13 protein-coding genes and 1 rRNA gene are annotated in these 17,318 nt (G+C 70.6%); 4 read left to right on the top strand and 10 right to left on the bottom strand.

Features of this window, described 5'->3' with window-relative positions:
- From ACIGW2_RS07310 to thyX, 4 genes are all read right to left on the bottom strand, one after another.
- Positions 1–70 (bottom strand): 16S ribosomal RNA (locus tag ACIGW2_RS07310); the annotation flags it as partial.
- Positions 71–583: 513 nt separating this feature from the next.
- A complete protein-coding gene (locus tag ACIGW2_RS07305) occupies positions 584–2,269 on the bottom strand; it encodes a ribonuclease J (RefSeq protein ID WP_356072836.1) in 1,686 nt (561 codons plus the stop codon).
- Positions 2,270–2,422: 153 nt separating this feature from the next.
- The gene (gene dapA / locus ACIGW2_RS07300) at positions 2,423–3,322 is read right to left on the bottom strand and encodes a 4-hydroxy-tetrahydrodipicolinate synthase (protein WP_399841671.1); all 900 of its coding nucleotides are present in this window, start codon (positions 3,320–3,322) and stop codon (positions 2,423–2,425) included.
- 217 nt (positions 3,323–3,539) lie between these two features.
- Positions 3,540–4,283 carry an FAD-dependent thymidylate synthase gene (thyX, locus tag ACIGW2_RS07295; protein ID WP_356072842.1) on the bottom strand — a complete coding sequence of 248 codons (744 nt, stop codon included), beginning with the start codon at positions 4,281–4,283 and terminating at the stop codon, positions 3,540–3,542.
- A gap of 174 nt (positions 4,284–4,457) precedes the next feature.
- Between thyX and ACIGW2_RS07290 the strand changes: the two genes are divergently transcribed.
- Complete coding sequence (locus ACIGW2_RS07290; RefSeq protein WP_361586019.1) at positions 4,458–4,697, top strand: hypothetical protein; 240 nt, start codon at positions 4,458–4,460, stop codon at positions 4,695–4,697.
- 52 nt (positions 4,698–4,749) lie between these two features.
- Positions 4,750–5,298 carry a hypothetical protein gene (locus tag ACIGW2_RS07285; protein WP_391656860.1) on the top strand — a complete coding sequence of 183 codons (549 nt, stop codon included), beginning with the start codon at positions 4,750–4,752 and terminating at the stop codon, positions 5,296–5,298.
- Positions 5,299–5,588: 290 nt separating this feature from the next.
- Here ACIGW2_RS07285 and ACIGW2_RS07280 read toward each other — a convergent pair whose 3' ends face one another.
- From ACIGW2_RS07280 to eccD, 6 genes are all read right to left on the bottom strand, one after another.
- Entirely contained in the window at positions 5,589–6,041 is a 453-nt protein-coding gene (locus ACIGW2_RS07280; RefSeq protein ID WP_356072849.1) for a hypothetical protein, read from the bottom strand.
- Positions 6,042–6,046: 5 nt separating this feature from the next.
- Positions 6,047–6,799 (bottom strand): 4-hydroxy-tetrahydrodipicolinate reductase, encoded by a 753-nt coding sequence (gene dapB / locus ACIGW2_RS07275; protein WP_356072852.1) that lies wholly within the window; start codon positions 6,797–6,799, stop codon positions 6,047–6,049.
- 51 nt (positions 6,800–6,850) lie between these two features.
- Positions 6,851–8,230 carry a M16 family metallopeptidase gene (locus tag ACIGW2_RS07270; protein WP_391656859.1) on the bottom strand — a complete coding sequence of 460 codons (1,380 nt, stop codon included), beginning with the start codon at positions 8,228–8,230 and terminating at the stop codon, positions 6,851–6,853.
- Complete coding sequence (locus tag ACIGW2_RS07265; RefSeq protein ID WP_356072857.1) at positions 8,227–10,443, bottom strand: polyribonucleotide nucleotidyltransferase; 2,217 nt, start codon at positions 10,441–10,443, stop codon at positions 8,227–8,229. The genes ACIGW2_RS07270 and ACIGW2_RS07265 overlap by 4 nt, the downstream gene beginning before the upstream one ends.
- 271 nt (positions 10,444–10,714) lie before the next feature.
- The gene (rpsO, locus tag ACIGW2_RS07260) at positions 10,715–11,002 is read right to left on the bottom strand and encodes a 30S ribosomal protein S15 (protein WP_356072860.1); all 288 of its coding nucleotides are present in this window, start codon (positions 11,000–11,002) and stop codon (positions 10,715–10,717) included.
- A 208-nt stretch (positions 11,003–11,210) separates the two neighbouring features.
- A complete protein-coding gene (gene eccD / locus ACIGW2_RS07255) occupies positions 11,211–12,686 on the bottom strand; it encodes a type VII secretion integral membrane protein EccD (RefSeq protein ID WP_399841666.1) in 1,476 nt (491 codons plus the stop codon).
- Positions 12,687–12,868: 182 nt separating this feature from the next.
- Here eccD and eccCa point away from each other — a divergent pair, with 182 nt between their 5' ends.
- Together eccCa and ACIGW2_RS07245 are read left to right on the top strand one after the other, a co-directional pair.
- Complete coding sequence (gene eccCa / locus ACIGW2_RS07250; RefSeq protein WP_399841662.1) at positions 12,869–16,819, top strand: type VII secretion protein EccCa; 3,951 nt, start codon at positions 12,869–12,871, stop codon at positions 16,817–16,819.
- Positions 16,820–16,891: 72 nt separating this feature from the next.
- Positions 16,892–17,311 (top strand): hypothetical protein, encoded by a 420-nt coding sequence (locus ACIGW2_RS07245; protein ID WP_391656856.1) that lies wholly within the window; start codon positions 16,892–16,894, stop codon positions 17,309–17,311.
- Positions 17,312–17,318 lie beyond the last annotated feature (7 nt).

Below are 17,318 nucleotides of genomic sequence, written 5' to 3'. Positions count from 1 at the left end.
ATCGTTCGACTTGCATGTGTTAAGCACGCCGCCAGCGTTCGTCCTGAGCCAGGATCAAACTCTCCGTGAATGTTTACCCGTAATCGGGTCAACACACACGAGAGCGGAACAGCTCGGCCGGAATAAGGCCGACTGTTCACAGCGTCCTCGCTGTGCGCCACCCCAAAGGGGTGGACTTTTTTTCAAAGGAACCTCGACCATCCGAAGATGGACGGGGTATCAACTAATCTGGCGTTGATTTTTGGCACGCTGTTGAGTTCTCAAGGTGCGGACGCTTCCTTCGTACTCACCCTCGCGGGCTTTCCTCCGGGCGCTTCCTTCGTTCTTGCGTTTCCGACTCTATCAGATCTTTCCGATCCGATTTCCTCGGTGCTTTCCGGTCCCGATTGCTTTCGCTTTCGAGGCCTTCCGGCGCGTTCCGACTTTATCAGAAGTTCTGAGTCGGATTTCCCGCCTCCCGGTTCGGGCTCCTGGCACACGGCGGTGCCGGGGGCTTCCCCTCTGGCGGAGCCGTAAACGTACTGGAGGGGGGCGCCCCGATGCAAATCGAGGCGCCCCCCTCCGGGTCGTACGCGACGGACCGTCAGACCTCCACGACCACCGGGAGGATCATCGGGCGCCGGCGGTAGGTGTCGGAGACCCACTTGCCGACCGTGCGGCGGATCAGCTGCTGGAGCTGGTGGGGCTCGACCACGCCGTCCTGGGCGGACTTGTTCAGGGCCTGGTCGATCTTCGGGAGCACCGCGTCGAAGGCGGAGTCCTCGATGCCGGAGCCGCGGGCGTGGACGTTCGGGCCGCCGACGATCTTGCCGGTGGAGGTGTCCACGACCACGAAGACCGAGATGATGCCCTCCTCGCCGAGGATGCGGCGGTCCTTGAGGGAGCTCTCGGTGACGTCGCCGACCGAGAGGCCGTCCACGTACACGTAGCCGGCCTGGACCTTGCCGGTGATGCGGGCGCGGCCGTCGACCAGGTCGACGACGACGCCGTCCTCGGCGATGACGATGTGGTCCTTCGGGATGCCCGTCATCGCGCCGAGCTCGGCGTTGGCGCGCAGGTGGCGCCATTCGCCGTGGACCGGCATGAGGTTCTTCGGCTTGCAGATGTTGTAGAAGTACAGCAGCTCGCCGGCCGAGGCGTGGCCCGAGACGTGGACCTTGGCGTTGCCCTTGTGGACGACGTTGGCGCCCCAGCGGGTCAGGCCGTTGATCACGCGGTAGACCGCGTTCTCGTTGCCGGGGATCAGGGAGGACGCCAGGATCACGGTGTCGCCGGGGACGATCCGGATCTGGTGGTCGCGGTTGGCCATCCGGGAGAGTGCGGCCATCGGCTCGCCCTGGGAGCCCGTGCAGACCAGCACGATCTCGTCGTCCGGCAGGTCGTCGAGGGTCTTCACGTCCACGACGAGGCCGGCCGGGACCCGGAGGTAGCCGAGGTCGCGGGCGATGCCCATGTTGCGGACCATGGAGCGGCCGACGAAGGCGACCCGGCGGCCGTACTCGTGGGCGGCGTCCAGGATCTGCTGGATGCGGTGCACGTGGCTGGCGAAGCTGGCCACGATGATGCGCTTCTGGGCGTTGGCGAACACGTTGCGCAGGACGTTGGAGATGTCGCGCTCGTGTGCGGTGAAGCCCGGGACCTCGGCGTTCGTCGAGTCGGTGAGCAGGAGGTCGATGCCCTCCTCGCTCAGCCGCGCGAAGGCGTGCAGGTCGGTGAGGCGGTTGTCCAGCGGGAGCTGGTCCATCTTGAAGTCGCCGGTGTGGACGGCCATGCCCGCGGGGGTGCGGATGGCGACGGCCAGGGCGTCCGGGATGGAGTGGTTGACGGCGATGAACTCGCAGTCGAAGGGGCCGAACCGCTCGCGGTGCCCCTCGGCCACCTCAAGGGTGTAGGGGCGGATGCGGTGCTCCTGGAGCTTGGCCTCGATGAGGGCGAGCGTCAGCTTGGAGCCGATGAGCGGGATGTCCTGCTTCAGGCGGAGCAGGTAGGGCACGGCACCGATGTGGTCTTCGTGGCCGTGGGTCAGGACGATGCCGACGACGTCGTCGAGGCGGTCCTGGATGGTGGTGAAGTCCGGCAGGATCAGGTCGACGCCCGGCTGCTCCTCCTCGGGGAAGAGGACGCCGCAGTCGACGATCAGCAGGCGGCCGTCGTACTCGAAGACCGTCATGTTCCGGCCGATCTCGCCCAGGCCACCGAGCGGGGTGACGCGCAGGCCGCCCTTGGGCAGCTTCGGCGGGGCGCCGAGTTCAGGATGCGGATGGCTCAAAAGTCTCTCCTCACCACACGCGCCACGTACCGGCTCGGCACGTGGCGCGCATGACATTCGTGCACTTGCTGTGTGTCTTCGGTTACGGGTGTTCGGTTACGACTGTTCATTTACGCGTGTTCAGTTACGGATCTTCGGTTGTGAAGTCTGGTGTCAGAGCTGTACCCCGCCGGCGGTCAGATCGACCTTGAGCCGGGCGACCTCCTCGGCGGAGAGCTCGACGAGCGGCAGCCGCAGCGGGCCGGCCGGGTGGCCCTGGAGGGCGAGGGCGGCCTTGGTGGTCATGACGCCCTGGGTGCGGAACATGCCGGTGAAGACCGGCAGCAGCCGCTGGTGGATCTCGGTGGCCTTGCGGACGTCGCCGGACGTGTAGGCGTCGAGCATGGCGCGCAGCTCGGGGGCGACGACGTGGCCGACCACGGAGACGAAGCCGCAGGCGCCCACGGAGAGCAGCGGGAGGTTGAGCATGTCGTCGCCGGAGTACCAGGCGAGGCCGCTGCGGGCGATGGCCCAGCTGGCGCGGCCGAGGTCGCCCTTGGCGTCCTTGTTGGCGACGATCCGGGGGTGCTCGGCGAGCCGGACGAGGGTCTCGGTGTCGATCGGGACGCCGCTGCGGCCGGGGATGTCGTACAGCATCACCGGGAGCTCGGTGGCGTCGGCGATGGCCGAGAAGTGCCGGTAGAGGCCCTCCTGCGGGGGCTTGTTGTAGTACGGCGTGACGGCGAGCAGGCCGTGCGCGCCGTCGCGCTCGGCGGCGCGGGCGAGCTCCAGGGTGTGGTGGGTGTCGTTGGTTCCGATGCCGGCGACGACGTGGGCGCGGTCGCCGACCGCCTCCAGTACCGCCCGTACGAGCTGCGATTTCTCCGCGTCGGTGGTGGTGGGGGACTCGCCGGTGGTGCCGTTGACGACGAGGCCGTCGTTGCCGGCGTCGACCAGGTGGGTGGCGAGTCGCTGGGCGCCGTCGAGGTCGAGTGCGCCATCCGCCGTGAACGGCGTGACCATGGCGGTGAGGACCCGCCCGAAGGGGGTCTGCGGAGTGGAGATCGGAGCCATGGGTAACACGCTACTCGCTGCTCAGCGCCGGGGGTCCCCTCGGGGGACGCGATAAGGGGAGCCCGGCACTGCCTGCTCGGGGGTTCAAGCAGTGCCGGGTCCGTTTGATCAGCCTAGATGAACTTCACGAAACGCCGCAATACGGACACTTCGCCAGGGTTGTTCGTACTTATGTGCGCCCCTGTTGTGCGCCCCCGTCGCGCGCCCCGCGTCCGGGCTACGGCGCCACCCGGCCGTTCTTGTTGAAGGCGGCGTGGGTCAGCGGCATCAGCCGGGCCCAGTGCTCCTCCATCTTCTGGCCCACCATCTCGATCTCCCGCTGCGGGAAGGACGGGACGGTGGCCAGCTCGTGCTGGGTGCGCAGACCGAGGAAGTGCATCAGCGAGCGCGCGTTGCAGGTGGCGTACATCGAGGAGTACAGGCCCACCGGGAGGACCGAACGGGCGACCTCGCGGGCCACGCCCGCCGCCAGCATCTCCTGGTACGTGGCGTACGCCCGGCGGTACGAGTCCGCCATCACGCGGCCGGTCAGCTCGTGCTGCTCCGGGGTGCCCTCGACGAACTCGTACTTGCCCGGGCGACCCTGCTGGATGAGCTTGCGGTCCGCGTCCGGCACGTAGAAGACCGGCTGGAGCTCCCTGTAGCGGCCCGACTCCTCGTTGTACGACCAGCCCACCCGGTGCCGCATGAACTCACGGAAGACGAAGATCGGGGCGCTGATGAAGAAGGTCATCGAGTTGTGCTCGAAGGGGCTGCCGTGACGGTCCCGCATCAGGAAGTTGATCAGGCCCTTGGAGCGCTCGGGGTCCTTCTGGAGCTCCTCGAGCGACTGCTCGCCGGCCGTGGAGACCCGGGCCGCCCAGAGGACGTCGGAGTCGGTCGCCGCGCTCCTGACCAGGTCAACGGTGACATCACTGCGGATGTCGATCTTCAGGTCGCTGTCTGCGGGGGTGTCGGGCACCGGTGATCCTTCCGAGCAGGCTGATTGCAGTCGCCCACTTTATCCAGGACTCGTCCCCCTACGACTCGAGGATGAGATTCCGCCGCTTTGATGAAAAACCGGCACCAAAGCGCCCTCCCGCTCGTCTGTAGAGACGACCGACACCCACCGCACCGCACTCCAGGAGAGTGGACCATGCCGTCCCGGCGAGAGGCCGTCCCGTTCGCGTTCGTCGCGGAGACCGAGCAGTTCCGCAGTAACGTCACTCCCCCGCCGAAGGAACGTCTCACCGCCTCCCAGTACGTCGGCCGCGCCCTCCTCGGTCTCACCGTCGTCGCCGGACTCGTCGGCTCCCTGGTCTTCGGCATGCCCGCCCTCGGCGGCGGGGACGCGGGCGCCCGGCAGCATCAGTCCGAGGCATCCGAGGACCGCTGAGGTAGCCTCACCGGGCACAGCCACCGAACGTGCTTGTGAGTGAGGACCTGTCGTGCCCCTGCCCTTCCTGACGGCCGACCGCGCGTTTGACGCGGACGAGGACATCGCGCTGCCGTTCGCCGACCACGACCAGTGGCGACGGCCGTACCGGCCCGGGCCGTGGCGGGTGGGGCTCGCCGCCCTCGCGCTGCTGCTGGCCTCGTTCGTGCTGCTCGCCGCCGTGATCATCGCGGTCGCCGGGGCGGCCGGCGGGGCCCTGTTCACCTTCGGCTTCGCCGCGCTGATCATCGCCGTGGCGCTGCGGATGCTCCGGATGGGCGTCTGGGTCAGCCGGGCCGGTCTGCGGCACGTCCGCTTCCTCACCACGACCACCCTGCCCTGGAGCCAGGCCGGCGGGGTGCGCACGGTCCAGCAGCCGGTGCGCTGGCTGGGGCTGCCCCGCACCGTCCAGGGCCAGGCCCTGGTCCTCGTACGGCGAAGCGGCGAGCAGATCGCGCTGCTGACCGACCACAACGCCGACTTCCTCTCCCGCGTCGAGGCCTTCGACCGCGCCGCGGACACCGTCGAGGCCTGGAACGCGGAGTACGCCGGCGCCCACTAGGGACACGTCCCCAGGGGCGCCGGCGTACGCGTGCTCGCGGGTCCGGCGCGGCTAGGCCCTGTCCGGAAAGTGGCGTCGTCTGCCCGCAGGGCAGGGCTCGCGGTGTCTGGTGCGTGCGATCGCACGGCGGAGGTGGGGGCACCTCCCCGGCCGCCAGGCCGAGGGGGCGGAGACATGGCGTGCCATGGCGACCGACGACAACGCGGCACGGGGGCACCTCCCGTGCCCGCAGGGCCACGGGGGCGTGCGTGCCAGACACCGCGAGCCAGGCGAAACTTTCCGGACAGGGCCTAGGCGCGCGCCCGGGCCGACTCGTGCAGGGTGATCGCGCGCTGCATCGCCTTGCGGGCCCGCGGGGTGTCGCGGGCGTCGTGGTAGGCGACCGCCAGGCGGAACCAGGAGCGCCAGTCGTCCGGGGCGTCCTCCGTCTCGGCCTTGCGCCGGGCGAAGACCTCGTCGGCCGAGTCGCGGTCGATGCGGCCGCCCTGGGTGCGCTTCAGCTCGTCGACGGGCAGCCCGCCCTCGGCCTCCAGCTCCGCCGCCAGCCGGTTGGCCCGGCGGGCGAAGCGGGTGTTCTGCCACAGGAACCAGGCGCCGACCACCGGCAGCACGAAGGCTATGGCGCCCATGCCCATGGCGGCCGGCTCCCCGGTGAGGAGCAGCAGGACGCCCTCCATCGCCACCACCCCGAAGACCAGCACCAGGACGGTGGAGAGGAAGACGTACGTGATCTTTCCGCCCATGGCCGTCAGCCCAGGTCCAGGAAGTGTTCCAGGCCGAAGGTGAGGCCCGGGACGGTGGTCACGCGGCGGGCGGCCAGCAGGATGCCCGGCATGAAGCTGGAGTGGTGCAGGGAGTCGTGCCGGATCGTGAGGGTCTCGCCCTCGCCGCCGAGCAGCACCTCCTGGTGGGCCAGCAGGCCCCGCAGGCGTACGGCGTGCACCGGGACGCCGTCCACGTCCGCGCCGCGCGCCCCGTCCAGGGCGGTGGTGGTGGCGTCCGGCTGGGCGCCCAGGCCGGCCTCGGCGCGGGCCGCGGCGATCAGCTGGGCGGTGCGCGTGGCGGTGCCGGAGGGGGCGTCCACCTTGTTCGGGTGGTGCAGCTCGACGACCTCGACCGACTCGAAGTAGGGCGCGGCGATCTGCGCGAACCTCATGGTGAGGACGGCCCCGATGGAGAAGTTCGGGGCGATGAGGACACCGGTCTGCGGGGACTGGTCGAGCCAGCCCTTCAGCTGTGCGAGGCGCTCCTCGGTCCAGCCGGTGGTGCCGACGACCGCGTGGATGCCGTGGCGCACGCAGAAGTCGAGGTTGCCCATGACCGAGGCGGGGGTGGTCAGCTCGACAGCGACCTGGGCGTCCGCCTCGACGAGCGTCTCCAGCTTGTCGCCGCGGCCGAGGGCCGCGACCAGTTCCATGTCCTCGGCGGCCTCGACGGCCCTGACCGCCTCGGAGCCGATGCGGCCCTGGGCTCCGAGGACCGCCACGCGCAGCTTGCTCATTGCTCTCTTCCCTCAGTGACTCGTGAGTGACTCGATGAGTGACTCGTGCGGTCAGGAGACCGCTTCGTGGAGGCGGTTCGCCTGCTTGTCCTTCAGCGGGCCTATCACCGAGAGCGAGGGCCGCTGGTTCAGCACGTCGCGGGCCACCTCGCGCACCTCGTCGGGGGTGACGGCGGCGATCGCGGCCAGCATGTCGTCGACCGACATCTGGGAGCCCCAGCACAGCTCGCTCTTGCCGATGCGGTTCATCAGCGCCCCGGTGTCCTCCAGGCCGAGGACGGTGGAGCCGGACAGCTGGCCGACCGCACGGGCGATCTCTTCGTCGGTGAGGCCGTCGGCGGCGACCTTGTCGAGCTCGTCCCGGCAGATCCGCAGCACGTCGTGGACCTGGCTGGGCCGGCAGCCCGCGTACACGCCGAACAGGCCGCAGTCGGCGAAGCCCGAGGTGTACGAGTAGACGCTGTAGGCCAGGCCGCGCTTCTCCCGTACCTCCTGGAAGAGGCGGGAGGACATGCCGCCGCCGAGGGCGGTGTTCAGCACGCCGAGGGCCCAGCGGCGCTCGTCGGTGCGGGCCAGGCCCGGCATGCCGAGGACCACGTGGGCCTGCTCCGTCTTGCGGCCGAGCAGCTCGACCCGGCCGGCGGTGCGCAGGGTGCGGCGGCCGTCGCGCGGGGCGATCGGGGTGGCCTGCTCGCGGCCGAGGGCGCCGGCGCGTTCGAAGGCGCGGCGGACCTGCCGTACGACGGTGGCGTGGTCGACGTTGCCCGCGGCCGCGACCACCAGGTGGGTGGGGTCGTAGTGCTTCTTGTAGAAGCGGGCGATCTGGTCGCGGGTGAGCGCGTTGATGGTGTCGACGGTGCCGAGGACCGGGCGGCCCAGCGGGGTGTCGCCGAACATGGTCTGCGCGAACAGGTCGTGGACCATGTCGCCGGGGTCGTCCTCGGTCATCGCGATCTCCTCGAGGATGACGCCGCGCTCGGCGTCCACGTCGGAGTCGAGGATGAGCGAGCCCGTGAGCATGTCGCAGACGACGTCGATCGCCAGCGGCAGGTCGGTGTCGAGGACCCGGGCGTAGTAGCAGGTGTACTCCTTCGCCGTGAAGGCGTTCATCTCGCCGCCGACCGCGTCGATGGCGGCGGAGATGTCGAGGGCGGAGCGCTGCTTGGTGCCCTTGAAGAGGAGGTGCTCCAGGTAGTGGGTGGCGCCGTTGAGCGTGGGGGTCTCGTCGCGGGAGCCGACGTGCGCCCAGATGCCGAAGGTGGCGGAGCGCACGGAGGGCAGGGTCTCGGTGACGACGCGGAGACCGCCGGGGAGGGTGGTGCGGCGGACGGTGCCGATGCCGTCCTTGCCGGGCAGAAGCGTTTGGGTACGGGCGACGGCCCGCCCCTTGGTGGAGGGGCGGGCCGTCGTCGCGGAACTGCGGGACGTCACTGGTCGGAGGCGTCCTTCTCGGTGTCGTTCTCCTCGCCCTCGATCACGGGGATGAGGGAGAGCTTGCCGCGCTGGTCGATCTCGGCGATCTCGACCTGGACCTTGGAGCCGACCGGGAGCACGTCCTCGACGTTCTCCACGCGCTTGCCGCCGGCGAGCTTGCGGATCTGCGAGATGTGCAGCAGGCCGTCCTTGCCCGGGAGCAGGGAGACGAAGGCACCGAAGGTGGTGGTCTTGACGACCGTGCCCAGGTAGCGCTCGCCGACCTCCGGCATGGTCGGGTTGGCGATGCCGTTGATCGTGGCGCGGGCGGCCTCGGCGGCCGGGCCGTCGGCGGCACCGATGTAGATGGTGCCGTCGTCCTCGATCGTGATCTCGGCGCCGGTGTCCTCCTGGATCTGGTTGATCATCTTGCCCTTGGGGCCGATGACCTCGCCGATCTTGTCCACGGGGATCTTCACGGTGATGATCCGCGGGGCGTTGGGGGACATCTCGTCCGGGGTGTCGATCGCTTCCATCATCACGTCGAGGATGTGGAGGCGGGCGTCGCGGGCCTGCTTGAGGGCCGCGGCCAGGACGGAGGCCGGGATGCCGTCCAGCTTGGTGTCGAGCTGGAGGGCGGTGACGAACTCCTTGGTGCCGGCGACCTTGAAGTCCATGTCGCCGAAGGCGTCCTCCGCACCGAGGATGTCGGTGAGGGTGACGTAGTGCGTCTCGCCGTCGATCTCCTGGGAGATCAGGCCCATGGCGATGCCGGCGACCGGGGCCTTGAGCGGCACACCGGCGTTGAGCAGCGACATGGTGGAGGCGCAGACGGAGCCCATGGACGTCGAGCCGTTGGAGCCGAGGGCCTCGGACACCTGGCGGATCGCGTAGGGGAACTCCTCGCGGGTCGGCAGGACCGGCACGAGGGCGCGCTCGGCGAGGGCGCCGTGGCCGATCTCGCGGCGCTTCGGGGAGCCGACGCGGCCGGTCTCGCCGGTGGAGTACGGCGGGAAGTTGTAGTTGTGCATGTAGCGCTTGCGGGTCACCGGGGAGAGGGTGTCCAGCTGCTGCTCCATGCGGAGCATGTTGAGGGTGGTGACGCCCAGGATCTGGGTCTCGCCACGCTCGAACAGGGCGGAGCCGTGCACGCGCGGGATGGCCTCGACCTCGGCGGCGAGCGTACGGATGTCCGTGACGCCGCGGCCGTCGATGCGGACCTTGTCCTTGATGACGCGCTCGCGGACCAGGGCCTTGGTGAGGCTGCGGTAGGCGGCGGAGATCTCCTTCTCGCGGCCCTCGAAGGCCGGGAGGAGCTTCTCGGCGGCGACGGCCTTCACACGGTCCAGCTCGGCCTCGCGCTCCTGCTTGCCGGCGATGGTGAGCGCCTGGGCGAGCTCGCCGCGGACGGCGTCGGAGAGGGCGGCGTAGACGTCGTCCTCGTAGTCGAGGAAGATCGGGAACTCGCCCTCGGGCTTGGCGGCCTTGGCGGCGAGGTCCGACTGGGCCTTGCAGAGGACCTTGATGAAGGGCTTGGCGGCCTCGAGACCGGCGGCCACGACCTCCTCGGTCGGCGCCTCGGCGCCGCCCTTGACGAGCTCGATGGTCTTCTCGGTGGCCTCGGCCTCGACCATCATGATCGCGACGTCGCCGTCCTCCAGGACGCGACCGGCGACGACCATGTCGAAGACGGCGTCCTCGAGCTCGGTGTGCGTCGGGAACGCGACCCACTGGCCCTTGATCAGGGCGACGCGGGTGCCGCCGATCGGGCCGGAGAAGGGCAGGCCGGCCAGCTGCGTGGAGCAGGAGGCGGCGTTGATGGCGATCACGTCGTAGAGGTGATCGGGGTTGAGCGCCATGATCGTCTCGACGATCTGGATCTCGTTGCGCAGGCCCTTCTTGAAGGAGGGGCGCAGCGGGCGGTCGATCAGGCGGCAGGTGAGGATCGCGTCCTCGGAGGGGCGGCCCTCGCGGCGGAAGAAGGAGCCGGGGATCTTGCCGGCGGCGTACATCCGCTCCTCGACGTCCACCGTGAGGGGGAAGAAGTCGAGCTGGTCCTTGGGCTTCTTCGACGCGGTGGTCGCGGACAGCACCATCGTGTCGTCGTCGAGGTAGGCGACGGCGGAGCCGGCGGCCTGGCGGGCCAGGCGGCCCGTCTCGAAGCGGATGGTGCGGGTGCCGAAGGCGCCGTTGTCGATGACGGCCTCGGCGTAGTGGGTCTCGTTCTCCACTAGCGGTTTCTCCTACGTTTCGTCTTTGCGTCCGCGGGCCCGTGTGGCACGCGGACGGTGCGGGAGAAGCGGTGTCGTGGCGGGCCGGTCTTCGATCGAAGCTCCCGGGGACCATGCCCGGGGGCCACTACCGAGGACCGGCGGCGTGCCGGCTGCTTCTCGCGCGGGGATGTGGCGTTGTGTGACCAGCCTAAGTGCCGGGGCCCACATCGCGCACGTACAGCAAAGGGAGCGGCCCCCTGAAAGTGGGAACCGCTCCCTTCACGGCGTCTTACTTGGCGCCGGCCGCACCGCGGCGGATGCCGAGGCGGTCGACCAGCGTACGGAAGCGCTGGATGTCCTTCTTGGCCAGGTACTGCAGCAGACGGCGGCGCTGACCGACCAGGATGAGCAGACCACGACGGGAGTGGTGGTCGTGCTTGTGGGTCTTGAGGTGCTCGGTCAGGTCCGAGATGCGGCGGGACAGCAGCGCGACCTGGACCTCGGGGGAGCCGGTGTCGCCCTCCTTGGTGCCGAAGTCGGCCATGATCTGCTTCTTGATGGCGGCGTCGAGAGCCACGCGGATCTCCTCTGGTTCGTGCGCCCACGAGTGCCCCTGGTCTTGGTCTCAGGGGAAGCTTCCGTGACTCGGGAGCGAAGGTCCGATGAGCGCTGCTCCCCGAGCCCTGGGGCTTCCGGGAACGCGTACACAAACGGCCGTCACACAGCGTACCAGCTCACCGAAGGGGCCCCGGGGCCGGGATGCCGCGGGGCCGCGGCGCCGGGGCTCAGCTGGTGAGCGAGCGGGCCCGCATGAAGACGTCGAGGACGGCGAGGCAGAGCGGGACCAGGGAGAGCAGCACGAAGCCCTCGGTGAGGTCGAGCAGCCGGCCCCAGAAGGGCGAGAGGCCCTTGCGCGGGATGATCAGGCCGATCGCGGTGATCAGGGCGGCGCCGGCGGCGACGGCCGCGGTGAGCCAGATCGTACGGATGTCGAGGCCGCCGCGGTCCCCGTACATCAGCAGGTCCTTCACCAGGTCGACCGGCGGGTTCAGGGAGAGGCCGAGGACGAGCAGGGCGATCGCGGCGAGGCCGGCGACCAGGACGCAGGCGACCTGCGAGGTGTAGCGGAAGAGGCGGGCGCGCAGCAGCATCGCGAGGCCGGCGGCGAGGGCGAGCAGCTGGCCCCAGGAGTTGCCGGCGAAGCCGAGGACGGCCGAGGAGCCGACGACGACGGCGGCGCAGCCGCCGACCAGGCCGAGCAGCATCTCGTGGCCGCGGCGGGCCTGGAGCGCGATCCGCTCGCCGTCGACGGGCTGGGCGTCGGGGGCGGCCTGCTGGTGGGGGTCGGCGAGGAACTCGTCGTCGGCGGCGCTGCGCGGCGAGGCGTAGCCGATGGGCAGCCGGGCGAAGCGGGCGGACAGGCCGGGCAGGAAGGCGACCAGGCCGATGGCGACGGGCACGCACACGGCGGCGGTCTGGGTGGCGCCGGCCTCGGTGAGGATCGCGACGAAGGTGGCGAGGGTGCCGACGGTGGCCAGGAAGGTGGCGGCGACGAACGGGGCGTCGCCGCTCGGGGTGAGCGCGACCAGGGCGACGGAGGCGACCAGGACGGTGACGCAGCCCAGCAGGAACTGGAGCCGGCCCGGCCCCTGGCCGGCCTCGGGGGCGAGGATGCCGGAGCCGGCGATCAGCAGCAGGGGCAGCGCGCCGAGGCCGAGGCCGACGGCGGTGGCCCGGTCCTGGTAGACCCGGGCGCGGACGCCGGCGAAGGCGGTGAGGAGCACACCGGCCGCGCCCGCGATGACGCCGGGCAGGCTGTGCATGTCGTGCCGGACCGGGTCGGCGTACCAGAGCACGAAGCCCATGAGGACGAGGAGGAGCACGCCGCCGACGAGTCCGGCGCCGCGCAGCAGGTCGTCGCTCCACAGGTGCCGGTCGCGGGTGACGGCGGAGGCGACGGCGTCGGAGACGTCGTCGAAGACGGCCGGCGGCAGGGACTGCGCGAAGGGGCGCAGGCTGAGCACCTCGCCGTCGAGGACCTGCTGGGCGGCGAGCGTGCGGGCGCCGTCGAGGACGGTGCCGTCGCGGCGCACCAGGTGGTAGCCGGTGGGGGCGCCGGCCGGCTGGGTCTGTCCGGTGAGACGCAGGATCTCCGGGTAGACGTCGGCGACGGCGATGTCCTCGGGGAGTGCGACGTCGATGCGGCTGTCCGGCGCCACGACGGTGACGCGGCAGAAGCCGGTCGCTGCGGTCGTACTCACGTGTCTGGACCCCCTGATTCGCGGTTGCGCACACTGCGCGGACACCCTACCGGGGACCGCTGGCGGTGGCTGCAAGTAGGATCCTGCACTCACGGGGGAGTCCGCATCGAAACACAGTCGACGGGGGCGCTGGTGCGGTGAATCCTCCCCGAGCCCGCCCGTAACGAGGGATTGATGCGCCGGTGAGCCAGATCGTCGTCAAACGCCCGCCGAGGTCCCTTCCTCCGGAAGTACCCGGCGAGGAACTGGTCCTGGAGTCGCCGCCGGAACTGCCGCGGGGACAGCAGGAGTCCGCGCTGATGCAGCTCCTGCCGATGCTCGGCATGGGTTCGTCCGTGGTGTTCTTCTTCATGACGCCGTCGCCGATCATGCGCATCATGGGCACCCTGATGCTGGCGTCGACGGTCGGCATGGCCATCGCCCAGTTCGTCAGATTCCGTCGCGGTACGCAGGGGCAAATGGCCGATGTGCGGCGCGACTACCTCAAATACCTCGCGCAGACCCGGCGTACGGTGCGGCGCACCGCGCGCAAGCAGCGGGACGCACAGCTCTATCTGCACCCGGCGCCCGAGCAGTTGTGGTCGGTGGTCGCGGAGGGCTCGCGGGTCTGGGAACGGCGGGTCGGCGACCACGACTTCGCGCAGGCGCGGATCGGGCTGGGCGCGCAGCAGCTGGCGACCCCGCTGGTAGCGCCGGACACCGCGCCGGTGGACGAGCTGGAGCCGCTGTGCGCGGGCGCGATGCAGCAGTTCCTGGCGGTGCACGGCACGTTGGACGGGCTGCCGATGGCGGTCTCGATGCGCGCCTTCTACCACGTGACGGTGTCCGGTGACCCGGAGTCGGTGCAGTCCGCGGCGCGCGGACTGGTGGCGCAGCTGGTCACCCTGCACTCCCCCGACGACCTGATGGTGGCCGTGGTGGCGGCGCGCGGCGCGCAGGAGCGCTGGGACTGGACGAAGTGGCTGCCGCACACGCAGGTGCCGGGCACGGTCGACGGGGCGGGCACGAAGCGCCTGTTCGGCGACGACCTGGGCGAGCTGGAGCAGCTGCTGCGCTCGCGGCTCGACGGCCGGCCGCGGTTCAGCCGGGACAGCCAGCCGGTGCTCGACCAGCCGCACGTCGTGGTGATCCTGGACGGCGGGATGGTGCCGCCGGACTCGCTGTTCGCGGCGGCCGAGGGCCTGCAGGGCGTGACGATCGTCGAGGTGGTGTCGGGCGAGCTCGACGAGCCGCGCGGCGGTCTGTCCGTGGTGGTCCGGCCCGGGCGGCTGCGCCTGGAGTCGGGCGGCGGTTTCGCCTACGAGGGCGTGCCGGACGTCATGTCGCTGCAGGCCGCGGAGGCGCTGGCCCGGCAGCTGGCGCCGCTGCGGATGGGCGGCGGGGACGACGACGAACCGCTGCTCGCCAACCTGGACTTCACGGATCTGCTGAACCTCGGCGACGCGGCCTCGGTGGACGTGGCGCGCACCTGGCGGCCGCGGTCGGTCGCCGAGCGGCTGCGGGTGCCGATCGGCGTCGGCGAGGACGGCTCGCCGGTCATGCTGGACCTGAAGGAGGCCGCGCAGGAGGGCATGGGCCCGCACGGTCTGTGCGTGGGCGCGACCGGTTCCGGCAAGTCGGAGCTGCTGCGCACGCTGGTGCTGGGGCTCGCGGTGACGCACTCCTCGGAGACGCTGAACTTCGTCCTCGCGGACTTCAAGGGCGGCGCGACCTTCGCGGGCATGTCGCAGATGCCGCACGTGGCGGCGGTCATCACCAACCTGGCGGACGACCTGACGCTGGTCGACCGCATGGGTGACGCGATCCGCGGCGAGCTGCAGCGGCGGCAGGAGCTGCTGCGGTCGGCGGGCAACTACGCCAACATCCACGACTACGAGAAGGCGCGGGCGGCGGGTGCTCCGCTGGAGCCGCTGGCCTCGCTGGTCCTGGTCATCGACGAGTTCTCCGAACTCCTCACCGCCAAGCCGGACTTCATCGACATGTTCATCCAGATCGGCCGCATCGGCCGTTCGCTGGGTGTGCACCTGCTGCTGGCCTCGCAGCGCCTGGAGGAGGGCAAGCTGCGCGGCCTCGACACGTACCTCTCGTACCGGATCGGTCTGCGGACCTTCTCGGCGGCCGAGTCGCGCACGGCGATCGGCGTGCCGGACGCGTACCACCTGCCGTCGGTGCCGGGTTCGGGCTATCTGAAGTTCGGCACGGACGAGATGACCCGCTTCAAGGCGGCGTACGTCTCCGGCACGTACCGCACGGGCGGGCCGCGCCTGGAGGCGGGGAACATGCCGATCGAGCGGCGGCCCGCGCTGTTCACGGCCACGCCGGTGCCCGTGGTGTACGCGGCGCCGGACCCGGCGTACCTGACGGCGCAGCGCTCCGAGGAGGACGACGCGCTCGCGGACACGGTGCTCGACGTGATCGTGCGGCGCCTTGAGGGGCAGGGCGTGCCAGCCCACCAGGTGTGGCTGCCGCCGCTGGACCAGGCGCCTTCGCTGGACCAGCTGCTGCCGGGGCTCGCGCAGACCGCGGACCGGGGTCTGACGGCGACCGAGTACACCCGTCCGGGCGGGCTCACCGTGCCGCTCGGCCTCATCGACAAGCCGTTCGAGCAGCGCCGTGAGGTGCTGTACCGGGACTTCTCCGGCGCGGCGGGCCACATGATGGTGGTGGGCGGTCCGCAGTCCGGCAAGTCGACCCTGATGCGCTCGCTGATCTCGTCGTTCGCGCTCACCCACACGCCGGCCGAGGTGCAGTTCTACTGCCTGGACTTCGGTGGTGGCGGCATGTCCTCGCTGGCCGAGCTGCCGCACGTCGGCGGGGTGGCCTCGCGTCTTGACCCGGAGCGGGTGCGGCGCACGGTGGCCGAGGTGCTGGGCGTGCTCAACCGGCGCGAGGAGCTGTTCCGTTCGCACAACATCGACTCGATGGCGACGTACCGGCGCAAGCGCGCGGCCGGCGAGCTGCCGAACGAGCCGTGGGGCGACGTCTTCCTGGTCATCGACGGCTGGGGCGGTTTCCGCACCGAGTACGAGGGCCTGGAGTCGGTCATCTCCGACCTGGCCTCGCGCGGTCTGGGCTACGGCATCCACGTGGTGATCACCGCGGCCCGCTACATGGAGGTGCGGGCGGCGCTCAAGGACCAGATGCTGGGCCGGCTCGAACTGCGCCTCGGTGACGTCATGGACTCCGAGTTCGACCGCAAGGTCGCGGCGAACGTGCCGACCGGTGTGCCGGGCCGCGGCCAGGTGCCGGAGAAGCTGCACTTCATGGGCGCGCTGCCGCGGATCGACGGATCGAGCTCGGCGAGCGACCTGTCCTCGGGCACGGCGGCCTTCGTCGAGGCGGTCCGCACGGCCTGGCAGGGCCCGGGCGCGCCGGCCGTGCGGCTGCTGCCGCACAAGCTGCCGGCGGAGCAGCTGCCGAAGGGCTTCGAGTTCCCGCAGCACGGCATCGCGATCGGCATCGACGAGACGCGGCTGGAGCCGGTGTTCGTCAACTTCGACACCGACCCGTTCTTCCTCATCTTCGGCGAGAGCGAGTCGGGCAAGACGAACCTGCTGCGGCTGATCGCGAAGCAGATCGGCGAGCGCTACTCCCCCGACCAGGCGAAGCTGGTCGTCGGCGACTACCGGCGCTCGCTGCTCGGCGCGCTGCCGGAGGAGCACCTCCTGGAGTACGCGCCGATGGCGAGCTCCATGCAGATGCACATGGAGGCCCTGTCGGGCGTCTTCGCCCGCCGCCAGCCGCCGCAGGACGTGACGCCGCAGCAGCTGCGGGACCGCAGCTGGTGGTCGGGGCCGCAGGTCTTCATCATCGTCGACGACTACGACCTGGTGGCCACGAGCGCGGGCAACCCGCTGGCTCCGCTGGCGGAGTACCTGCCCTTCGCCCGCGACACGGGCGTCCGCTTCATCATCGCCCGCAACAGCGCGGGCGCCTCGCGCTCGATGTACGAGTCCTTCATGCAGCGCATCAAGGAGCTGGGCGCCCAGGGCGTCGTCCTCTCGGGCGACCCCTCGGAGGGCGACCTCATCGGCACCGCCCGCCCCCGCCCGATGCCCCCGGGCCGCGGCTACTTCGTGGGCCGCCGGGGCCAGGCGTCGCTGGTGCAGACGGGGCGGCTGGCGGAGCGGTAGGGGTTCGCCGGGACGGGGTGTGGGAGCACCTCGGGAACATGACGATCAGGACAACGCACACGAGGGGGACGCATGTCGTTCGATGACGAATGGGCGCAGCAGAAGAGCGCCGCGGCCATGCGGCTCAACCAGCTGCCCGCGGACCAGGGAGGCGGCGGCAGCGGCAAGCCCGACCTGGGGACGACGCCGGCGAGGAAGCGACAGGCCGGCAACGACATCGAGAACCACGTCCAGCCGAAGGTGCGGGAGGGTGCGGACGCGGCCGACGAAGGCACCAACGGCGCCATCGCCGAGTTCAAGGGATGGGACACCGCGGCCGGCCTCAAGAAGGCCCACGAACACTGGGACACGCAGGTGACCCGGCTGCAGGGCCGGCTGGGGTCGGAGCGGGATTCGCTGAAGGGCACGGCGAACGCTTTCATGCTCAACGACCTGGACACGCGGTACCGCTTCAACGCGGCGAATTCCAAGATCACGGATGTTACCCAGTAGGGGGCCG

Source organism: Streptomyces sp. NPDC053541 (assembly GCF_044544705.1).
Taxonomy (GTDB): domain Bacteria; phylum Actinomycetota; class Actinomycetes; order Streptomycetales; family Streptomycetaceae; genus Streptomyces.
This window is presented reverse-complemented; position numbering and strand designations above follow the sequence as displayed.